Origin of the sequence: Bacillus paramycoides (assembly GCF_038971285.1) — a bacterium.
Classification (GTDB): domain Bacteria; phylum Bacillota; class Bacilli; order Bacillales; family Bacillaceae_G; genus Bacillus_A.
On sequence record NZ_CP152427.1, the window covers coordinates 4,840,500 to 4,861,162 of the forward strand.

Consider the following 20,663-nt stretch of genomic DNA (forward strand, 5'->3'; position numbering starts at 1 on the left):
AATGCCAATAAAAAAGGAATCTATGCCGACATAGATTCCTTTTTCGTAATCACTTTTTTTCATCATTTTTTAATTTAGTTAGCCTTCGTATCCCACTTAAAGATTTTATTTAAAAATTTATATACATTCTTTGACTCTTTCGTCAAGAGCGGACCTAAGATGGATAGTATAAGCACGTATAGTGCTGAGAATGGCTTCAAGACTGACATTAAACCACCGGCGATACCGATATTGGCCATAATGATAGAGAATTCTCCTCTTGAAACGATTGTTAATCCAATATTTGTTGACGCTTTATGAGATAATCCAGCTTGTCGTCCTGCAATCATCCCTGCTACAAAGTTTCCGATGATTGTAAGAAGGACAGCACCTAACGTTAACCATATCGCTCCTCCTAGTGAGAACGGATCGATACTTAATCCGAAACTGAAGAAGAAAATAGCTCCGAAGAAGTCTCTAAATGGAACAACGAGATGTTCAATTCTGTCACTATGCTCTGTCTCAGAGAAAACTAACCCTAAAAGAAGTGCCCCAATTGCTTCGGCAACGTGAATTGTTTCCGAGAATCCTGCAATAAAGAATAAGGAAGCAAATACTACAATAATGAAAATTTCATCCGAACTAATATTGAGCAATTTATTTAATAACGGCGTCGCCTTTCTAGCTACAATAAAGAATAGAAGCATGTATCCTAAAGCAATTCCAATTGAAGTAAGAGCACCTAGGAAGGAAGCATGATCCCCTAGAACTAAGCCTGAAACAACTGATAAATATACAGCAAGGAATATATCTTCGAACATGATAATTCCTAAAATTAATTCGGTCTCATTATTACCAGTTCTTCTTAGATCCACTAACACCTTTGCAACGATAGCGCTAGAAGAAATCGTAATAATACCCGCAATAATTAAGATTTCTAGTAAAGGGAATCCCATTATAAATCCGTATAATAACCCAAGTGAAAAGTTAATTAAAATATAGATCGTTCCGCCAATTGCAATAGAACGTCCAGATTTAATCAGTTTTTTCATCGAAAACTCTAACCCTAGATAGAACAGAAGGAACAGAACACCAATCCGTCCAAGGAAGGAAATGACACTTGCACTTTCAATAAACTTGAAATCGATCACACCTATTGTCGGGGCGTGTGGCCCTACTAACATCCCAAGAACAATTAGAAACGGAATGACTGAGAATTTAAACTTTCCAGCAATTACTGCCGCAATTGCAACTAATACTAACGCTGTACCAACTTCAAAAATTAACGTATCCATCTAGTCAGTCCCCCTATTCGAAAGTAACTCATTAATAATCTTTTTAATTTCTTCTCTCTCACCTGAAACTACAAGCATATCGCCTTCTTCAATTACCGTTTCTGGCCCTGGATTAAATAGCTTTTTCATATTCTTTTTCATAACTGCAATGATCGTTACGCTATATGTTTTTCTTATTTCAAGATCACCGATTGTTTTTCCAAGCGCTGGAGCAGCATTCTCTACTTTAAACCACTCAATCGCTAAACCTTCAAAGACCATTTCAACATTTTCTAACGCTCTAGGCTTATATACCATTCCACCTAATATTGCTGCGATTTGTCTTGCCTCTGAGTCACGTAACGAAATACTTGAGATACTTTCTTCATGGTCTGAATTAAAATGATACATTTCTCTACGCCCATCATCATGAATAACAATCACCATCTTTTCGTTACCTTTCGTAACGATTTGAAACTTATAACCAATACCCGGAAGTTCACTTTCTCTAATATTCATATTTAGCTCCTCCACAACTTTTTTATTTGAATTTTCTGTTTTTCTGTCTTTTATTCATCCAATCAACTTTAGAAATGCTAACCATTCAGGATACATGTGATTTGGAAATCTTTTATTGTAATAATAAGTCGCTCCTAAAAAGATACTTAAAGATGAAATGATAAAAAATATATTACTTCTCATTTTCAAACTCTTAAGGCTTACTTTCAATAAAGTTTCTTCTTTCAAATTATCCCCTCTTTCTCGCTTTACATTTAGTTTTTTAAAATGTAAATAATTCTAAAAATATTACGATGTAACATAATCATAACACAAAATACGTTTATGTAACATAATCTTTTAGAAAAATTGATTCTCGTATATTTTTTGCATATAATTTTCTTATTACGGAAAAAAGGAAGTGTATTATATGGTTGATATCTTTAGCAGATTCCTTGAGGTAACGAATAATATTTTATGGTCATATATTCTTATTGCAATGCTAATCGGCTTCGGTCTTTATTTCTCATTTAAATTAAAATTCGTCCAAATTACTCATTTCGGTGAGATGGTCGGTTTAATTAGTAAAGGATTTAATCGAAAAGAAAAAAAGAAAGATAGCATCTCTCCATTCCAAGCATTTTGCTTAAGTGCAGCAGCACGTATCGGTATCGGAAATTTAGCTGGTGTAGCATTAGCCATTTCAATGGGGGGACCTGGCGCAGTATTTTGGATGTGGTTTATCGCCATCCTTGGAGCAGCTACTAGTTTCGTAGAATGTACGCTCGCGCAAATTTATAAAGTAAAAGATGGAAGTAGATTCCGTGGTGGACCAGCATATTACATGGAAAAAGGATTAAACAAACGCTGGATGGGTATTTGGTTCTCACTTCTTATTACAGTTGCGTACGGATTAATTTTCAATTCCGTACAAGCAAATACAGTAACAATAGCATTTGAAAATGCTTTTGGACTAGAGCGAACTCTCGTAGGAGCTCTATTAGCTTTATTAGTGGCAGTTATTATTTTTGGTGGTATTAAGAGCATTTCACGTATTACAGAAATGATCGTTCCGCCAATGGCAATTATTTATATTGGTGTGGCAATTTTCGTCGTTATTAACAACTTCACTATGTTACCAAGCATTTTTATAGAAATATTTAATGGTGCATTCGGTTTAGACCAAGCTATCGCTGGTGGTATTGGAGCAGCAATCAAGTTCGGAATTCAGCGCGGTCTATTCGCGACAGAAGCAGGTATGGGTAGCTCTCCTAACGCAGCAGCAACATCAGATGTATCTCATCCTGTAAAACAAGGACTTGTTCAAGCATTAGGAGTTTTCGTAGACACATTCTTAGTATGTACATCAACAGCGTTTATCGTATTATGTTCTGGACTTTACAAAGGATCGAATTTAGAAGGTATTGAATTGACACAAAATGCATTAAGCTCACAAATTGGACCGTGGGCAAGCACTTTCTTAGCGATTATTATTTTCCTATTCGCTTTCAGTTCTTTACTAGGAAACTACTATTATGGTGAAACAAATATCGCATTCATTAAAGAAAGCAAAGCATGGTTAATGATTTATCGTGTTGCAGTTGTCGGAATGGTATTCTTCGGATCAATTGCTGCCCTTAAAACAGTTTGGAGTTTAGCTGATTTATTCATGGGACTAATGGTATTCACAAACTTAATTGCCATCTCATTCCTAAGCAAATTTGCCTACGCAGCATTAGTAGACTATATTAAGCAAAAGAAACAAGGAAAAAATCCTGTTTTCGTTGCAAGTTCTATCCCTGGCTTACAGAATACAGAGTGCTGGGATGGACAGGATGTAGAAGAAAAACAGAAGGCTGTGTAATAATTAAAAGCGAAAGCGGCTCGTTTAGAACAAAAGCTATATATCAAAGAAAATCCCTATTACTCCACAGTAATAGGGATTTTTATTTACAACAGTTCATAATTTGTTCAAATTAATTCCAGCAAAAGGGTTGATTTATACGAATTACTAGATTATAATAATTATAAATTAGTAATTGATATCACATAACAACTCAAAAGGAGATTGATCATAATGAACAAACAAGTAATCGAAGTATTAAACAAACAAGTAGCAGACTGGAGCGTTTTATTCACAAAATTACACAACTTCCATTGGTACGTAAAAGGACCTCAATTCTTCACATTACATGAGAAATTCGAAGAGCTTTACACAGAATCAGCTACTCACATCGACGAAATTGCAGAACGTATTTTAGCAATTGGTGGTAAACCAGTAGCAACAATGAAAGAATACCTAGAAATATCTACTATTCAAGAAGCAGCATACGGAGAAACTGCAGAAGGGATGGTCGAAGCAATCATGAAAGACTACGAAATGATGTTAGTCGAACTGAAAAAAGGCATGGAAATCGCTCAAGACTCTGACGATGAAATGACATCTGACCTACTACTAGGCATCTACACAGAACTAGAAAAACACGCTTGGATGCTACGTGCGTTCTTGAATCAATAATAGATTTAAAAGCGGAAGCGGCTCGTTCAGAGTCGCTTTTTGCTATGGGGTTGTCGCGCGTGCTGGTACATGAAATTTATATCAACGATTTTTCAAATATATCGACGATAACTCACAATATATCAACGATTTTTTCATTATATCGACGATTTGACACAGGATATCGACTTACCGACAAATCACGACAATATCAGCACCCCTCCCCCCTGCTTTTATCAATATATTACAATCCTTTTTATGTTAAAATATAGGAAACACCCTTTAGTAAAATAGATCCAAAAGGCTTTTCCATATTCATCATTTACTACTTAAATGGCGGGAGTGGTTCAGTTGAAAGACTACTTAATTAGAGCGTTTTTTGCGTTAATAACAGTTGGGATTGTCTTACTTATAGCTAGTATTTTCAATATACGTATCGAGGTGAAAGACTATGCTTTCCTCGTTGTTGTAGCAATTGGTGGCGGCTGGGGCGGCTGGTACCTGTACAAAAAACAAAGTAATCAAAGTGATAAAGGCATTCCAAAGTAATACGGAATGCCTTCTTTTTATTTCCGTCTATAATAAATAATAAAATTCAAACCGTTAATACAGCCAATCGCAATAAACATACAAAACGATTGTGCATCTCCACCTAAATTATACTCATCAACAATAAACCCAGACATAAACAACGTGATTGCGGAAACACCGATACATAGTATCGAAATAAACCAAAGCGAAAACGCATTAATGAGCTTTTTCTTCTGCATTGAAACAATTAGCATAACAAGAATAGATGCTGCTAAAATACATTTAAAAACCGGCCTTAAATACACAAACTCCTCCATCTATTTCTCCTTTTCCGAAAACATAATACCTCAACATTAACATATTTAACCAAATTAAAAACACATGCCTTTTCAATATAAAATGACATGTGTTTCCAAAAAACTTTATAATTTTGTATTATGATAACTGCTTCCACTTCGTTCCTAAAACAGGACGCTCGTAATTTTGGATTGCATGAATTAGTTTATCTGCCGTCTCAGCTGAAACGATCAACTCTTTATTTGACGGATTCATAAATCCTTCTTCCGCTGCGCATTCAACCATTTGCAAAATTGGTCCGTAAAAGTCTTTTATATTCAATAAACCAACCGGCTTATTATGTATACCAATTTGTGACCAGCATACTACTTCAAATAGTTCTTCAAACGTTCCGTATCCGCCTGGTAATGCGATAAAAGCATCCGCAAGCTCTGCCATTTTCGCCTTGCGCTCGTGCATCGTTTCTACTTCAATTAATTCTGTTAATCCTGTATGCACGATTTCTCCTCGGAATAGACCGCGCGGCATAACACCTGTTACACGCCCGCCTAAACGAAGAACCTCATTCGCTACTTCTCCCATTAATCCAACGCATGAACCACCGTATACAAGCTCATAATCGTTCTCAACAAACATTTTCCCTAACTCTATTGCCTGCTCTTTAAATTCTGGTCTCTCCCCTAAATTAGAACCTGCAAACACACAAATCTTTCTCATTCCTACACCCCGAAACTATATATTGTTATGATACAATGAATATTGTACAACATATTGAAGGGATGAGGAAGAAATGGATATCGTCGCATTTCAAAGATGGGTGGAGGAATTTTACGAAAAACGAAGCTGGTCACAGTACAATTCCTTTATTCGCTTAAATTTCTTAACAGAGGAAGTTGGGGAAGTTTCACGCGTTGTTCGCGCTATTGAAATCGGTCGTGATCGCCCTGATGAAGACGCTAAGACAGAAGAAGAGCTAAAACAAGAACTAAAAGAAGAACTTGGTGATGTACTATCTAACCTTATTATTCTTTCGCAAAAATATGATTTAGACTTACAAGACATTATGGAAGCTCACGTCACAAAGCTTTCGAAAAGGTTCGAGACATCTAAATGAGAATATTATCAATTATGGTATAATATTCTTGTCACAATACTAAGGGGGATTTTATGTTATCTAAAAAATTGCACGACGCACTAAATGATCAAATGAACTTTGAATTTTACTCTGCCCATGCTTACATGGCAATGGCTGCTTACTGTACAGCGGAGAGCTATGATGGCTTCGCTAACTTTTTCCTTGTACAAGCTGAAGAAGAGCGTTTCCACGCAATGAAGCTCTACAACTACATTAATGACCGCGGTGAGCGCGCTATTATTACTGGATTTGATAATCCGAATAACGAATATGAATCTGTACTGAACGCTTTTGAAGTGGCACTTGAGCACGAGCGTGAAGTAACGAAGCGTATTTACACCTTATCTGATATCGCTTGGGATGAGCGTGAGCACGCAACAATTACATTCTTAAAATGGTTCGTCGATGAGCAAGTAGAAGAAGAAGCTTCATTCGATAGCATCATCCAAAAATTAAAACGTATTACAAGCGATTCAAACGCATTATTTATGCTAGATGCTGAATTAGAGAAACGTACATTTACGCCTCCAGCTGAATAGTATTCCAATCACCTTAATGAATGTATTAAGGTGATTTTTTATTTTCTCTCTAGCTTAAAATCACCTTAAAATTTCCTCGTATTTGACATAGTACCAACTATAAAATGGTATTATTTTCAATATAAAATAATATATGAGGAGAGAAAAAATGAATCAACGTGTAGAAGTTGTTGATGCCATACGTGGTTTCGCATTATTTGGTATTTTACTTGTTAATATGACATTAATTCAATTCGGTTTCTTTGCTAATGAAAAACCAACCTATATATTCGGCGAACTCGATAAAGTTGCTAATTGGTTTATTCAATTTTTCGGCACACAAAATTTTATTTCTTTATTCTCTTTTTTATTTGGTCTTAGCATTATTTTGTTACAAAAAAGCATTGTCGCAAAAGGAAAAAAGTTCTCCCCCACATATTTACGTCGTATTCTTATTCTTTTACTATTAGGCTTTATTCACGGCGTGCTCATTTGGTCCGGGGATATTTTATTCTCATATGGCCTCATTGGGATTTTCTTACTAATGTTTATAAACAGAAAGCCAAAAACATTATTAATTTGGGCAACTATTCTACTCGCACTCCTTACACTTATGAATTATTCAACTGACCCAAATATAAATGTTACTGATTTTGCTCCTTATATTGAAAAAGAACATAAAGTTCATGAAACTGGAAGTTATATGGATCATGTCAACTTTAGGTTAACTGAAAATCCTTTCGAATATATAGGTATTGACGGTTTCTTCGGATTAACTTTTATAACACTTTTTACACTCATTTTCCTATCTCCACTCTTCTTAATCGGTATGTACATAGGAAAAAAAGGATGGTTATTTGAGATTGATAAGCATATCTCTGCTGTCAAAAAGATTTGGCTTCTTACTGGTATCTTTTCTTTTACAATCAAAATTTCAGCTATGTTCGTAAAACATCCTATTTTACTTATGTTACAAAATGGCCTTACACCAGTAACCATGACCTTCTTTTACGGAAGCACAATTATTTTATTATTCCATTACAAAAAAGCAACTCGTCTACTAACATACATGGCCAATATGGGAAAAATGTCGGTTAGTAATTATTTGGCCCAGTCCATTATCACAACAACAATTTTTTATGCATACGGTTTTGGCTTATTCGGTAAAATCGGCTATTTCTTCGGTATTCTTTTAACGATTATAATCTATACAATTCAATTATTTGTTAGCACATATTGGCTGCAGAAATATCGAATGGGACCTGTTGAATATGTCTGGAGGCTTGGAACTTATTTGGAGAAACCACGATTTAAAAGAGACTTGGATAAAGCAAGTTAAATAAAAAAGCAATGAGCCTACGCTCATTGCTTTTCTTAATTTATTAAAGCATAACCCCAACGATAACCGCTGATAATATACTTACTAACGTTGCACCATATACAAGTTTTAATCCGAATGAAGATACAACGTTTGCTTGTTTGCCATCGATACTCTTCGTTGCACCTGCGATAATTCCGATAGATGAGAAGTTCGCAAATGATACAAGGAAGATAGATAAAATACCTACTGTACGAGCTGATAAATCACCAGCTACTTTTCCAAGGTCAAGCATTGCAACAAATTCGTTCGTTACTAATTTCGTTGCCATAATTTGTCCTGCTGTTAGCATCTCTGATGTTGGGATACCCATTACGAATGCTAATGGTGAGAAAATGTATCCTAAAATGCTTTGGAATGTGATTCCGAAAATTGAATCGAATACACCGTTAATTGCTGTAATTAATGCTACGAAACCGATTAACATCGCCGCTACTGTTACAGCGATAGAGAAACCAAGCATAATATATTCGCCTAACATTTCAAAGAATGTTTGTTTTTTATCTTCTTGTAATTCCAGAATGTCGTCTTCTTCTTTTACGTCATATGGATTAATAATATGAACGATAATGAATCCACTAAATAAGTTTAATACTAGTGCTGTTACTACATATTTTGGATCAATCATTTTCATGTAAGAACCGACGATTGACATCGATACTGTTGACATGGAAGATGCACAAAGTGTGTATAAACGATTTTTCGGTAATTTGCTTAATTGATCTTTTACTGTAATGAATACTTCCCCTTGACCAACAATTGCAGCTGCTACCGCATTATATGATTCTAGTTTTCCTAAACCGTTAACTTTACTTAATAGGAAACCGACTGCACGAATGATAATCGGTAAAATTTTAATGTGCTGTAAAATCCCAATTAGTACTGCTAAGAAAATAATTGGTAATAATACTGTTAAGAAGAATGGTGCTTGTCCATCATTTGCTAGACCACCAAATACGAAATTAACCCCTGCTTCCGCAAATTTTAAAATAGCGCCAAACCCATCTGCAATCCCTTTTACTAATACAAATCCGACCTTTGTATTTAGTAAGAAATACGCAAGTACCAATTGAATGACAAGCATAAGTGCAATTGGTTTATATTTAATTTTCTTACGATCTGAACTGATAAGGAAACCTAGTACAAATACTACAAGTAAACCGACTAGAAACATTACTATTTTCATATGTGAATCCTCCACTTCTCCCACGAGTTATCGGTCGTATAACGAATGACGTCTGACCATTGATGTTAAAAAAATTTAAAACCCCTAAATACTATTGAACTGTCATCTAAAATCAGTAAGCGTTTACATAAATTGCAATTTATAAAAGGTAGCCTCTTCTCTCCTACCATATTTGAAAGTCTGAAATTGATACCACCTACAAATCAAATTGTAAGCGTTATCTAACTGAAATGCAATATAAATTTTAAAAGATTTTTATATGTTAATATATTCCTAATAAATTGGATTTTTCATGCAAATTTACCATAAAAAAAGCCCTAGCTATAAGCTAGGACCATCTTTTTTTTACCCCGCTTTAACGGGCAGTAAGACCCCCACCTCAAAATTCAGCGAAAACAAAGAAATTAGGTGGGTGATTAACTGCCCGTAAAAGCCCGATTGGTGAGGGCTGATAATCAGCGGGGGATAAAGCCCCCACTGATTAAAGTTTCACTTTATAACATAACACCAACGATAATCGCTGATAGAATACTTACTAATGTCGCACCGTATACAAGGCGTAGGCCGAATGATGATACAACATTTGATTGGTTTTCATCGATACCTTTTGTTGCACCTGCGATAATTCCGATTGATGAGAAGTTCGCAAATGATACAAGGAATACAGAAAGAATGCCAACTGTACGAGTTGATAAATCACCAGCTACTTTTCCAAGATCAAGCATCGCAACGAACTCGTTTGATACTAATTTTGTTGCCATAATTTGTCCCGCTGTTACCATCTCTGCTTGCGGGATCCCCATTACGAATGCTAATGGTGAGAAAATATATCCTAAAATAGCTTGGAATGTAATGCCGAACATGGAATCAAACAAGCTATTAATTGCTGTAATTAATGCTACGAAACCAAGTAACATCGCTGCTACTGTAATTGCGATTGTGAAGCCAAGCATAATATATTCACTTAGCATTTCAAAGAATGATTGTTTTTTCTTATTTTCTAATTTCAGTGTATCTTCTTCTTCTGTAATATCGTACGGGTTAATAATATGAATAATAATGAAACCACTAAATAAATTTAATACAAGTGCTGTTACTACATATTTCGGTTCGATCATTTTCATATAAGAACCTACGATTGACATTGATACTGTAGACATGGAAGATGCACATAATGTATATAAACGATGTTTTGGGATTTTACTTAATTGATCTTTTACTGTAATAAATACTTCCGCTTGCCCAACAATGGCAGCTGCTACTGCGTTATATGATTCTAGTTTTCCTAGACCATTTACTTTACTTAACAACGTACCAATAGCACGAATAATTATCGGTAAAATTTTAAAGTGTTGCAGAATTCCAATTAAAACGGCAAAGAATACGATTGGTAATAGTGCTGTTAAGAAGAATGAAACCTCTCCTTTATTAACAAGGCCACCAAATACAAAAACGATTCCAGCTTCCGCGTATCCAAGCAGCGCGCCAAATCCATCTGAAATTCCTTTTACTAAAATATAACCAACTTGCGTATTTAATAAGAAATAAGTTAATGCTAACTGAATAACAAGCATGATTGCGATTGGTTTATACTTAATCTTCTTTCGATCGGAGCTTATAAGAAAACCGAGTGAAAATACAACGAGTAATCCTACAAGAAACATAACAAACTTCATTAATAAAATCCTCCATTTAACTCTTCATTAACGTTGAACGTCTGACCACTTAAAACAAGAAATAATCCGAACTTTCCATTTCTCCTCCAAAATCTTCAATCGGATAAGAAATATCATAAAACCTCATGTTTCAAAGGCATTTTCCATTCTAACACAAATCACAACTCATATCCGCACTTTTCTTAAAAAAATTACATTTTCTTATAAAACACTCATGAATGTTCGTCTTTTACTACCAACAAATATCTAGATAAAACAAAAAAATGAGCATCAAGTTTCACTTGATGCTCATCTCATTATACTGCTTTTTCTTTATCAGCTACTTTCTCTTCCCAGCACTCTGTATTTTTCAGGCCTGGAATAGAATTCGCATAGAATACCGGATCTTTTCCTTGTTTCTTTTGCTTTACGTAATCTGATAATGCCGCAAAAGCATACTTAGAAAGGAATACAATTGCAACTAAGTTAATAACAGCCATAATACCCATGAATAAATCAGCTACATCCCAAACGATTTGAATTGTTGCTACAGATCCTAACATAACCATACCAAGTACAGCAATGCGGTATGCCGTTAATAACACTTTACTTCCATTTAAGAATTCAATATTCGTTTCACCATAGTAGTAGTTACCTACTAATGAACTAAATGCAAACAAGAAGATTGCAACTGCTACAAATATAGACGCCCACGGTCCGATATGTTGGCTTAATGCTTGCTGCGTTAATTGAATACCATTTAGATCAGCTGCATTATGCACATCTGATAAAAGAATAATAAATGCTGTACAACTACAAATTAATAATGTATCTGTAAATACCCCTAAAGTTTGAATGAAACCTTGTTTAACTGGGTGCGTTACGTTTGCAGTCGCAGCTGCGTTCGGCGCACTACCCATACCTGCTTCATTTGAGAATAATCCGCGTTTTACTCCTAGTAAAATCGCAGCTCCTAATCCCCCACCTACTACTTCTTTAATTCCGAAAGCATGTAAGAAAATTTCTTTAAATACATACGGAATTGCCGTAATGTTTGTTACAACAACGAATAATGCCACTGCTACATAAATAATCGCCATTACCGGAACGATCATTTCAACCGCACGAGCAATACGTTTTACTCCGCCGAAAATAATAACTGCAAGTAAACCAGCCATTACAAGACCGACTAATCTACTATCTGTTTTGAATGCCCCATCAAAAGCAGCTGCTACAGTATTAGATTGTACAGCGTTAAAAATTAATCCGAAACTTACTGTTATTAATACAGAGAAAATAGCTCCAAGCCAGCGCTTATTCAAACCTTTTTCCATATAATACGCTGGACCACCACGGAACGTATTCCCATCTTTTACTTTATAAATTTGCGCTAATGTGCTCTCTACAAATGCAGAAGCACCCCCAATTACCGCGATTAACCACATCCAAAATACTGCTCCTGGTCCACCTGCTGAAATTGCGATAGCTACACCAGCTAAGTTACCAGTACCTACACGAGAAGCTGTACTCATACAAAAAGCCTGGAACGATGATACACCACTCTTCTCTTTTTGTGCTTTCCTCGTTTTCGAACTTGCCCCATCCCCAAGCAATCGAATCATTTCACCGAAGTAACGAACTTGGACAAATTTCACACGAAACGAAAAGTAAAGTCCTAACCCAATTAACATCGCAATAATGATATATGACCAAAGGACATTATTTATATCCCCAATTACCTTAGCTAAAAAATCCATAATTGCATTGCCCCCTCTTCCTAACAATAAGAAAATTATATTCTAAAAACTTTTAGTAATCAAGAATTTTATGTTAGGTTTTATGACACGAACACGTCAAACTTCTTAACACGCGTGTATTTTTACATAAAAATATAACCAGTACACGCATGTATCCAACACTCAATCACTCATCCCATTCGATCAGTCCTACTTTTTAGACAGTGCATTCTCTACAAATCACGAGAATAATGAACAAACAAAATTATATTAATAATTTCCCCTCACCCTTTTCATCATTTACTACAACAAAAAAAGACGAGCATCGAATTTACCTCGACGCTCGCCTTTTCATTACACTGCTTTTTCTTTATCTGTTACCACTGGCTTATCCCAACACTCTGTATTCGTTAAACCAGGAATAGAATCTGCACTGAACACTGGATCTTTTCCTTGTTTCTTTTGCCTTACATAGTCTGCCAAAGCAGCATATGCAAATCGGCCAAGAAGTGTAATCGCGATTAAGTTTGTGATTACCATTAGTCCCATAAATAAATCCGCCATGTTCCATACAACTTGAAGTGTAGCAACAGAACCGAATAATACCATTCCAACTACCGCAATACGGTAAATCGTTAACCAAGTTTTACTTTGTTTAATGAATTCAATATTCGTTTCACCATAATAGTAGTTTCCTAGAAGTGAACTGAAAGCGAATAAGAAAATAATAATCGCTAAGAAGCTACTTGCCCAAGAGCCAATTTGTGAACTTAGCGCCATTTGTGTTAATTCAATACCTTCTAAATTTGTTGCTTTATATGCACCAGAACATAGTACGATAAATGCTGTTGATGTACATACTAAGAATGTATCCACTAACACTCCAATTGTTTGAATAAAACCTTGTTTTGCTGGATGCGTTACATCAGCTGTCGCTGCCGCGTTCGGCGCACTACCCATACCTGCTTCGTTCGCGAATAATCCACGCTGAATACCATATTTCATTGCAGCACCGATACCGCCACCTACAGCTGAATCTAAACCAAATGCACCTTTAAAGATTTCTGTAAACATATCCGGTATTAAATAATAATTTTTAATAACAACGAAAATTGCTACTGCAATATAAATAAGCGCCATTGGCGGAACAATCATTTCAGACATACGTGCAATGCTTTTTACACCACCAAAAATAATAACCGCAACTAATGCAGCTAATGCAATACCAACAATATAACGCTCTAAACCAAATGCATTTTCAAACGCTAATGTTACTGTATTCGCTTGTACTGAGTTAAAAATTAAACCATAACTAATTGTAATAAGGATAGAGAACCAAATTCCCATCCAACGTTTATTTAAACCTTTTTCCATATAATAAGCAGGACCACCACGGAAGCCACTGCCATCTTTTACTTTATAAATTTGCGCAAGCGTACTTTCTACGAAGCTTGAAGACGCTCCGATAATCGCAATCACCCACATCCAAAATACCGCGCCAGGTCCTCCCATAGAAATAGCTAACGCTACACCAGCTAAGTTACCGATTCCAATACGCGCTGCTGAACTCATACAGAACGCTTGGAAAGAAGATACACTACCTTTTTTACGCGTCTTTCCAGTTAATCCATCACTCATTAGTCGAACCATTTCCCCTAAATGAGTAATTTGTACGAATTTCAATTTAATAGAAAAATAAAGACCTAAACCAATTAACATTGCAATAAGAATATATGACCAAAGAATTGTATTCGTTGACGAAACAAATTGTTCCAAAATATTCATACAATTAACCCCTCCTTTTCTCCATAAAACGAATTATATTTAAAAAACATTTAAAAATCAACATTTTTCGACAATTTCTATTTTCCAAATATTAGACTGGAAAGAAGCGACAATATCTTTATGACTCCCCTCCCTCTAACTGTGCATACTAAAACAAAAAATAAATCTACAAACTACCCCATTGACAAAAGTATCAACCTGTAACTATAATGATTACATCAGGTTGTAACAAACCTAATTACATCAAATTCATTTACTTTCAGATATACACTTTAAGAAAACAATTTGGAGGGATTTATTATGAAAATCGGAATCATCGGAGCAACTGGTAAAGCAGGAAGTCGTATTTTAAAAGAAGCATTAGATCGCGGACATGAAGTAACTGCAATCGTAAGAAACGCTGCAAAAATTACAGAAGAAAACGTAAAAGTTTTAGAGAAAGATGTATTCTCTCTTACATCTAATGACCTACAGGCATTTGACGTAGTTGTAAATGCATTCGGCGCTCCAGCAGGCGAAGAACACCTTCACGTAGATGCAGGAAACGTACTAATTGAAGCGATGAAAGGTGCACCAAATACAAAATTACTTGTAGTTGGCGGCGCTGGAAGCTTATTTGTAGACGAAGAGAAAACAACACGTGTATTTGAGACGCCAGGTTTCCCGGGCGAATACCTTGCAACTGCTCAAAACCAAGGTAAAAACTTAGAAATCTTACAACAAACAAATGACATCACTTGGACATTCATCAGCCCTTCTGCACTATTCGCATTAGGAAAACGCACTGGTTCTTATACAGCTGGTAAAGACAACCTTCTTGTGAACTCAAAAGGTGATAGCTACGTAAGTTACGAAGACTTCGCAGTAGCAGCACTTGATGAAATCGAAAATCCAAAACACGTAAACGAACGCTTCACAGTTGTTTCTGAGGCTGAATAATAAAAAGAAAAACGCGCATAGATACACTATCTATGCGCGTTTTTTATTATAAAGTTCCCTTTACTTGTTCTAATCCACTTTGAGTAACCTTAAATGAAACTTCTGTTGAAGCTAACTGCTCTTCTAATTTACTCTTTTTATACCATTTTAGACGACTCGGTTCCGCATGATACACTTTAATAACATCTCCATACTCAAATGGAGTTCCATTTACTTGCTCAGCGAAATTCTTTGAAGTCTCTTGCCCTTCTGCCGTTACATGCTTTTTCTCAGTTCCATTTTGATCGTATAACGTAATTCCCATATATAATTCATTTTTAAAGTAGCTATGAATTTGTTCATCTGTAGACGTTACATGTAGTTTCTTATCATCATGATTTAACGTTACAATAGAACGAACAACATTACTAAGCCCTTGGTATACAATGCTATCTCCATATGTTACTTCTACTGGTACTTCCGTCACTTTCTTATTTCCAAAACGATCTTTCGTTTCTACTTTTACTTTTTGTTCACCGATTTTTGTTGTATTCGGTTTTTCCACAAATCCAACTACTTCTCCACCTTTTACTTCAACAAAGTTTTTCGCGTCTAACTTTTCAACGTCTGTTCCTACTACTACTTTTTGCGGTTTCTCCGTGACTTCTTGTAAACTATCTTTTAATTCGAACCCTTGTTGAGTAATTTGGAATAATTTTCCTTTTTTATTTTTAGCTTTCCCTTGATCTACAAGTGCGTTATTTTTGTACCACTTCAAACGGCCTGGTTCTGCATGGAATACTTTTACTACATCACCATATTCAAAATCCAATTCATTTAGTTCCATCGCAAATCTTTTTCCCGTTTCTTGTCCTTCTGCTGATACACGTTTCTTTTCAATCCCATTTCGATCGTATAGCGTTAAGCCCATATATTCTTCTTTTTCAAAACGGTAATGTATTTCATTATTAGTAAAGTTTGCATTTAATTTCTTCTCATTGTGGTGAAGTGTCACTGTCGACATTACATCATCTGAAAATCCTTGAAAAACTATACTGTCATCATAAACTCCGTTAACTTGGACAGGAATTGAATTTTTATTTCCTTTCTCATCCTCAATTTCTACTAACACTTCCTGTTTCCCATTCTCTAATTTAGGCCATACAATCTTTCCTGTTACTTTTACATTCTCACCTAAATTTCGAACAAGTTTACTTGCTTCATTCTCGTCAGAATCTGTACCAACTAAAAGGTTTTGCACCTCATTAGCAGGTTCACCATATGGAACCTTATACGGTTCAACTTGCTTCTCACGAATATCATTACTACCTGTAGCTTTCCAGATTTCCTTTTCTAATTTAGGTAACTTTAATTTTTCTATTTTCTCTCTAATATCATCATTTGGCGTTAATCCCCATTCCTCAAAGAAAGGAATTAAATTTTGCCCTGCCACTTTTGATGTCATATAAACAAACATTTGCTTTTTCTCTTCATCAGAATGAGGCATTTCACTCTGTGGTAACAAACGATAAGCTTGATGTAACCTAGGATAGAAATGTTCTCCATACACTACATTTAATTGCCAAAACATTGTAAGAGGATTAATGTCATCAATGAATCTTTCTGCTTTAGGCTTCTCTAAATACTCAAATGAATTTTTATAGTGTTCATCCATTTCTAATTGATTCCCTAACGCCTTTTGAACAGCTAATGAGTAAATATTTACTGTGACTTCCCTTACTTTAGACCACTTCCAAGGTTCTTGCTGATGTAAATGTCCAACTTCATGCCATGGTCCCCATCCATCCTTTTCAAGCACTTCTATATCTAAAACTCTATTCATTGCCGTAGGGATATATCCTGTATGATAATTTGTCGCAAACATAAAGTTCCCTTTAGCAGGCTTCCTTTTTTCAACAAACTGAACATAATGAGTTGGAGATTTTGCAACCCCAACACCGTCCTCAGATAAACCTGCCACTGTGTTTTCTAAACGGATAATCTTATCATGCAAATTCATTAAATCTGTTGGATCTGTATTCTTAATATATTTCTGCACAGAATCGTAAGTAGTAGTAGTTAAGCTTCTCTCACCTTTTAATTCAACTGCATAAGGATTCTCATATTTTTTTAACATTTCATCCCAGTCTTTTTTCGTGTGCTTACCTAAAATAAATAAAGGAAAATGGCTACCACCATTCGTAACGGAAGCTGTTACTACCCCTTCGTTATTCATATTATAAAAATATAAAATACCGCCTCTTGGAGATGAAATAACATTTTTCCCTGGTTTTAAATCAAACTCTTCTGGATCCTTCTCATCATAAGATCTCGTTCCTATGAAAGCTTGAATATTCTGCGTTCCTTTTATGTCAATTGTAATCTCTTCATTTGGTGCCGCATAAATTCCAGTCGGCTCATTAGCAGCAAGTTTCCAAGTAACTCTTAAGCGTTTATTTTCTTCTTCCACACTACCTTTCCCCGGCAACTGAAATACTCTCTGCTCAAATTTATTCTCTTTAACCTCTTCTAATTTCCCACCTTTATTTTCTTCCAAAGGTGCTGCATATCCTTTCGATGCTTCGAAAGCTACTGGCGATAATAATGTAGATATACATATTCCAGCCACTAATACCCTACTCTTCTTTTTCTTCGACATAATCTGTGTCCCCTGTTCCTTTATTTAGAAAAGACATCCTATATATTCATTTAACAAGGAATCCTATTATTTTTATAAAGACATTTAATGAATAGACTAACACCTCGCGCACCTGTATCATTTACTACCACATTTCTCTCCATGTATTCGCTTTCCTACATTAATAAAAATTTTTATGTACTGTATTCTCCTCACTTCTCTCTATTTGTGACGAGTTCTCTCTACATAAAAAGAGAATAGCAAAAGATATATTTCAGTATTGTCATCTATACATCTAAAGTTGCGAATAATAATAGAATCTTACATTTTCTTCATATATAACCATCTATAGGTAGTTTTTCCAACTGAATTCTACACGCTTTCTACTTCGTTTGATAGCCTTTTCAATCAGAATCATGTTACAATTTTGTGAATACAATCTATTAATTGTAACGTTTGGATTTTAGTATATTTATATTATTTCGAAATAAAGTTCACACTGTATTAACAGTGTTTTCATTCCGAATATAAAGTGAAACTTTAATCAGTGGGGGTTTTGTTCATCCCCCACTGATTATTAGTTGAACCAATCGGGCTTTTACGGGCAGTTGATCCCCCCACCTAATTTCTTTGCTTCCGCTGAATTTTGAGGTGAGGGTCTTACTGCCCATTAATGCGGGATAAATTTTCTAATATAACTTTACCATTCATATAAAAAAGCACTGGCACAAGCCAATGCTTTTTCGTTATCTCTTTTGATTCGGTTGATGTGGTTCATTTGGAGTATGTGGTTTATTATTATCATGACCATTTGTTGTTTTCCAACTTACCGATAACTCCGGACTTGTTTTTTCTTCACTGCGCTCAAGTAATACGACTGCATTTTGAATTGTTGGTGTACCTTTATGTGCAATCCCTTGTAACTTTGTTAAATTCCCTAATACTTTAAAGCTAAATCCACCAGCTGGTGTTTGTTTCGGAATTAAGATGCGGAATTTTTCTCCTACATTAAATTCCGTTTTTGCTTCGCCTTTTTCATTTACAAACTTCGCGCCCGCTGGTGCACCTGTTGCTTGCACTTTATACGTTCCGCTTTTTGCGTTTGTTTCTACTGTATATAAACCTGTTTCAAAGAAATCATTTTTCAATACTGCTTCTTGTTCTTCTGATGGTATGACACTCATCGTAATTTCTTGTAATTCTTCACTAGCATTTGCTTTTGCAACAATCTCTTTCGTTAGCTTTTCTACATTTTTATTACGAAAATCTAAATCATTAATCTCGATTTGTTTTAATGCATTCCATACTGCAAGCTGCGTTGCATAATGTGCTTCTCTCCAATCAGAAACACCTAATTCTTGTGGACTCTTTTGTGGATATCCATTCAATAGTACACGGTACACATTAATATCCACTTTTCCCATTTCTGGTAAATCTTGACCACTCGGAGATTTCAAATCTACATTTAAGCAAAAGGCAATTTTACCATCTGCTGTTTTAATAAGCTCTGTTCGAATTGGTTTCTTCTTTGACTTACTATAACTCCAATCCATCTGATACTTTGTATGATCCATAACTTCCGCGAATGCTTTTTGCAGCGGAAATAACACAAATAAAACACTTAAAAAAACAGCCAAAAGTTTGAACGATTGCTTTATATTCATGTTTACAGCCCCTTATGAAATAACAAATTTACTAATAAGTAGTATTTAGTTAGAAAAAATTTTTATGCATAAACAAAACAAAAAAGAGTGCAAACTGTTTGCACTCTTCTTCTCCACTATATGTTTAGAAATCGAAGTTATCAGGGTCTGGACCAACGCGGTGATTTTCGTTTAACGCGTCGATTTTCTCCATATCTTCTTTCGTTAATTCGAAATTAAATATATCGGCATTTGCAATGATTCGGTGTTCTTTCGTTGACTTCGGAATTGTTACAACTTCATTTTGAAGGTCCCAGCGTAAAATGATTTGAGCTGTCGTTTTACCATACTTATGAGCAATTTCTTGCAATGTTTCGTTATCTAACAATTGACCTTGCATAAGTGGTGACCATGCTTCCATTTGAATACCTTGCTCTTTACAGAACGCTTGTAATTCTTTTTGCGTTAAACGAGGGTGATATTCCACTTGGTTAATCATCGGTTTCATTTCTGCATCTGCTAACACGTCTTGCAGATGATGGATTTGGAAGTTACTTACGCCAATTGCACGTACGCGTTTTTCTTTATAAAGTGTTTCTAACGCTCTCCACGTATCTTTATATTTCCCTTCTACAGGCCAATGAACAAGATATAAATCCAAATAATCTAGCTCTAATTTTTTTAAGCTTTCTTCATATGCAGCAAGTGTCGTTTCATATCCTTGATCCGAATTCCACACTTTTGAAGTAATGAATAAATCTTCACGAGAAATGCCTGCTTCTTTTATACCTGCGCGAATTCCTTCTCCTACAGCTTTCTCATTTCCATAAATCGCAGCTGTATCGATACTACGGTATCCTGCTTTAATCGCAGATTTCACAGCTTCTACAAGTTCTGGTCCATCTTCTACTTTAAAAACACCTAAACCGAACCAAGGCATTTCTACACCGTTATGCAATGTTGCTGTACTTTGTAAATTTTTCATTATATTTTCT

At 35.4% G+C, this 20,663-nt stretch carries 17 protein-coding genes and 1 pseudogene; 7 read left to right on the forward strand and 11 right to left on the reverse strand.

Annotated features, from left to right (window positions below):
- Positions 1-74: 74 nt before the first annotated feature.
- Both AAG068_RS25320 and AAG068_RS25325 read right to left on the reverse strand, forming a co-directional pair.
- Positions 75-1,274, reverse strand: coding sequence for a cation:proton antiporter (locus tag AAG068_RS25320; protein WP_000380217.1), 1,200 nt, complete (start codon positions 1,272-1,274; stop codon positions 75-77).
- Positions 1,275-1,772 (reverse strand): cation:proton antiporter regulatory subunit, encoded by a 498-nt coding sequence (locus AAG068_RS25325; RefSeq protein WP_342716250.1) that lies wholly within the window; start codon positions 1,770-1,772, stop codon positions 1,275-1,277.
- A gap of 409 nt (positions 1,773-2,181) precedes the next feature.
- Here AAG068_RS25325 and AAG068_RS25330 point away from each other — a divergent pair, with 409 nt between their 5' ends.
- The 3 genes from AAG068_RS25330 (at position 2,182) to AAG068_RS25340 (ending at position 4,797) form a co-directional block, all read left to right on the forward strand.
- Complete coding sequence (locus AAG068_RS25330; RefSeq protein ID WP_342716251.1) at positions 2,182-3,615, forward strand: alanine/glycine:cation symporter family protein; 1,434 nt, start codon at positions 2,182-2,184, stop codon at positions 3,613-3,615.
- Positions 3,616-3,828: 213 nt separating this feature from the next.
- On the forward strand, positions 3,829-4,269 hold the full coding sequence (locus AAG068_RS25335; protein ID WP_048528223.1) for a Dps family protein: 441 nt from the start codon (positions 3,829-3,831) through the stop codon (positions 4,267-4,269).
- 330 nt (positions 4,270-4,599) lie between these two features.
- Positions 4,600-4,797: a hypothetical protein gene (locus AAG068_RS25340; RefSeq protein ID WP_342719812.1), complete on the forward strand. Its 198-nt coding sequence runs from the start codon at positions 4,600-4,602 to the stop codon at positions 4,795-4,797.
- 17 nt (positions 4,798-4,814) lie between these two features.
- On the opposite strand, the gene AAG068_RS25345 is transcribed toward AAG068_RS25340, so the two are convergent.
- Positions 4,815-5,096: a hypothetical protein gene (locus tag AAG068_RS25345; RefSeq protein WP_306186697.1), complete on the reverse strand. Its 282-nt coding sequence runs from the start codon at positions 5,094-5,096 to the stop codon at positions 4,815-4,817.
- Between the two features lie 118 nt (positions 5,097-5,214).
- Complete coding sequence (locus AAG068_RS25350) at positions 5,215-5,778, reverse strand: TIGR00730 family Rossman fold protein (RefSeq protein ID WP_342719813.1); 564 nt, start codon at positions 5,776-5,778, stop codon at positions 5,215-5,217.
- An 88-nt stretch (positions 5,779-5,866) separates the two neighbouring features.
- Here AAG068_RS25350 and AAG068_RS25355 point away from each other — a divergent pair, with 88 nt between their 5' ends.
- From AAG068_RS25355 to AAG068_RS25365, 3 genes are all read left to right on the forward strand, one after another.
- Positions 5,867-6,190, forward strand: a complete 324-nt coding sequence (locus tag AAG068_RS25355; RefSeq protein WP_000355762.1) for a MazG nucleotide pyrophosphohydrolase domain-containing protein — start codon at positions 5,867-5,869, stop codon at positions 6,188-6,190.
- Positions 6,191-6,243: 53 nt separating this feature from the next.
- Positions 6,244-6,750, forward strand: a complete 507-nt coding sequence (locus AAG068_RS25360; RefSeq protein WP_342716252.1) for a ferritin — start codon at positions 6,244-6,246, stop codon at positions 6,748-6,750.
- A 148-nt stretch (positions 6,751-6,898) separates the two neighbouring features.
- Entirely contained in the window at positions 6,899-8,068 is a 1,170-nt protein-coding gene (locus AAG068_RS25365; RefSeq protein WP_342716253.1) for a DUF418 domain-containing protein, read from the forward strand.
- A gap of 43 nt (positions 8,069-8,111) precedes the next feature.
- On the opposite strand, the gene AAG068_RS25370 is transcribed toward AAG068_RS25365, so the two are convergent.
- The 4 genes from AAG068_RS25370 to AAG068_RS25385 all read right to left on the reverse strand — a co-directional run bounded on the left by AAG068_RS25370 (position 8,112) and on the right by AAG068_RS25385 (position 14,469).
- The gene (locus AAG068_RS25370) at positions 8,112-9,293 is read right to left on the reverse strand and encodes a NupC/NupG family nucleoside CNT transporter (protein WP_000706846.1); all 1,182 of its coding nucleotides are present in this window, start codon (positions 9,291-9,293) and stop codon (positions 8,112-8,114) included.
- A gap of 494 nt (positions 9,294-9,787) precedes the next feature.
- Positions 9,788-10,969 carry a NupC/NupG family nucleoside CNT transporter gene (locus AAG068_RS25375; protein WP_342716254.1) on the reverse strand — a complete coding sequence of 394 codons (1,182 nt, stop codon included), beginning with the start codon at positions 10,967-10,969 and terminating at the stop codon, positions 9,788-9,790.
- Between the two features lie 296 nt (positions 10,970-11,265).
- On the reverse strand, positions 11,266-12,705 hold the full coding sequence (locus AAG068_RS25380) for an alanine/glycine:cation symporter family protein (RefSeq protein ID WP_342716255.1): 1,440 nt from the start codon (positions 12,703-12,705) through the stop codon (positions 11,266-11,268).
- A gap of 333 nt (positions 12,706-13,038) precedes the next feature.
- On the reverse strand, positions 13,039-14,469 hold the full coding sequence (locus AAG068_RS25385; RefSeq protein WP_342716256.1) for an alanine/glycine:cation symporter family protein: 1,431 nt from the start codon (positions 14,467-14,469) through the stop codon (positions 13,039-13,041).
- Positions 14,470-14,769: 300 nt separating this feature from the next.
- Here AAG068_RS25385 and AAG068_RS25390 point away from each other — a divergent pair, with 300 nt between their 5' ends.
- Complete coding sequence (locus AAG068_RS25390; protein ID WP_342716257.1) at positions 14,770-15,408, forward strand: NAD(P)-dependent oxidoreductase; 639 nt, start codon at positions 14,770-14,772, stop codon at positions 15,406-15,408.
- Positions 15,409-15,463: 55 nt separating this feature from the next.
- Here the strand turns inward: AAG068_RS25390 and AAG068_RS25395 are convergent.
- The 3 genes and pseudogenes from AAG068_RS25395 to AAG068_RS25405 form a co-directional block, all read right to left on the reverse strand.
- Positions 15,464-18,046 (reverse strand): annotated as a pseudogene (locus tag AAG068_RS25395) (M60 family metallopeptidase); the annotation flags it as partial.
- A 725-nt stretch (positions 18,047-18,771) separates the two neighbouring features.
- Positions 18,772-19,689 (reverse strand): thioester domain-containing protein, encoded by a 918-nt coding sequence (locus AAG068_RS25400; protein ID WP_342716258.1) that lies wholly within the window; start codon positions 19,687-19,689, stop codon positions 18,772-18,774.
- A 124-nt stretch (positions 19,690-19,813) separates the two neighbouring features.
- Positions 19,814-20,653 carry an aldo/keto reductase gene (locus AAG068_RS25405; protein ID WP_428845978.1) on the reverse strand — a complete coding sequence of 280 codons (840 nt, stop codon included), beginning with the start codon at positions 20,651-20,653 and terminating at the stop codon, positions 19,814-19,816.
- Positions 20,654-20,663 lie beyond the last annotated feature (10 nt).

Bases quoted from the DNA above. Each gene is read 5' to 3' on its own strand.
- AAG068_RS25330 (WP_342716251.1), top strand. From the start codon at position 2,182: ATGGTTGATATCTTTAGCAGATTCCTTGAGGTAACGAATAATATTTTA.
- AAG068_RS25385 (WP_342716256.1), bottom strand. From the start codon at position 14,469: ATGAATATTTTGGAACAATTTGTTTCGTCAACGAATACAATTCTTTGG.
- AAG068_RS25335 (WP_048528223.1), top strand. From the start codon at position 3,829: ATGAACAAACAAGTAATCGAAGTATTAAACAAACAAGTAGCAGACTGG.
- AAG068_RS25320 (WP_000380217.1), bottom strand. From the start codon at position 1,274: ATGGATACGTTAATTTTTGAAGTTGGTACAGCGTTAGTATTAGTTGCA.
- AAG068_RS25405 (WP_428845978.1), bottom strand. From the start codon at position 20,653: ATGAAAAATTTACAAAGTACAGCAACATTGCATAACGGTGTAGAAATG.
- AAG068_RS25380 (WP_342716255.1), bottom strand. From the start codon at position 12,705: ATGGATTTTTTAGCTAAGGTAATTGGGGATATAAATAATGTCCTTTGG.
- AAG068_RS25365 (WP_342716253.1), top strand. From the start codon at position 6,899: ATGAATCAACGTGTAGAAGTTGTTGATGCCATACGTGGTTTCGCATTA.
- AAG068_RS25370 (WP_000706846.1), bottom strand. From the start codon at position 9,293: ATGAAAATAGTAATGTTTCTAGTCGGTTTACTTGTAGTATTTGTACTA.
- AAG068_RS25325 (WP_342716250.1), bottom strand. From the start codon at position 1,772: ATGAATATTAGAGAAAGTGAACTTCCGGGTATTGGTTATAAGTTTCAA.
- AAG068_RS25355 (WP_000355762.1), top strand. From the start codon at position 5,867: ATGGATATCGTCGCATTTCAAAGATGGGTGGAGGAATTTTACGAAAAA.
- AAG068_RS25360 (WP_342716252.1), top strand. From the start codon at position 6,244: ATGTTATCTAAAAAATTGCACGACGCACTAAATGATCAAATGAACTTT.
- AAG068_RS25375 (WP_342716254.1), bottom strand. From the start codon at position 10,969: ATGAAGTTTGTTATGTTTCTTGTAGGATTACTCGTTGTATTTTCACTC.
- AAG068_RS25390 (WP_342716257.1), top strand. From the start codon at position 14,770: ATGAAAATCGGAATCATCGGAGCAACTGGTAAAGCAGGAAGTCGTATT.
- AAG068_RS25345 (WP_306186697.1), bottom strand. From the start codon at position 5,096: ATGGAGGAGTTTGTGTATTTAAGGCCGGTTTTTAAATGTATTTTAGCA.
- AAG068_RS25400 (WP_342716258.1), bottom strand. From the start codon at position 19,689: ATGAATATAAAGCAATCGTTCAAACTTTTGGCTGTTTTTTTAAGTGTT.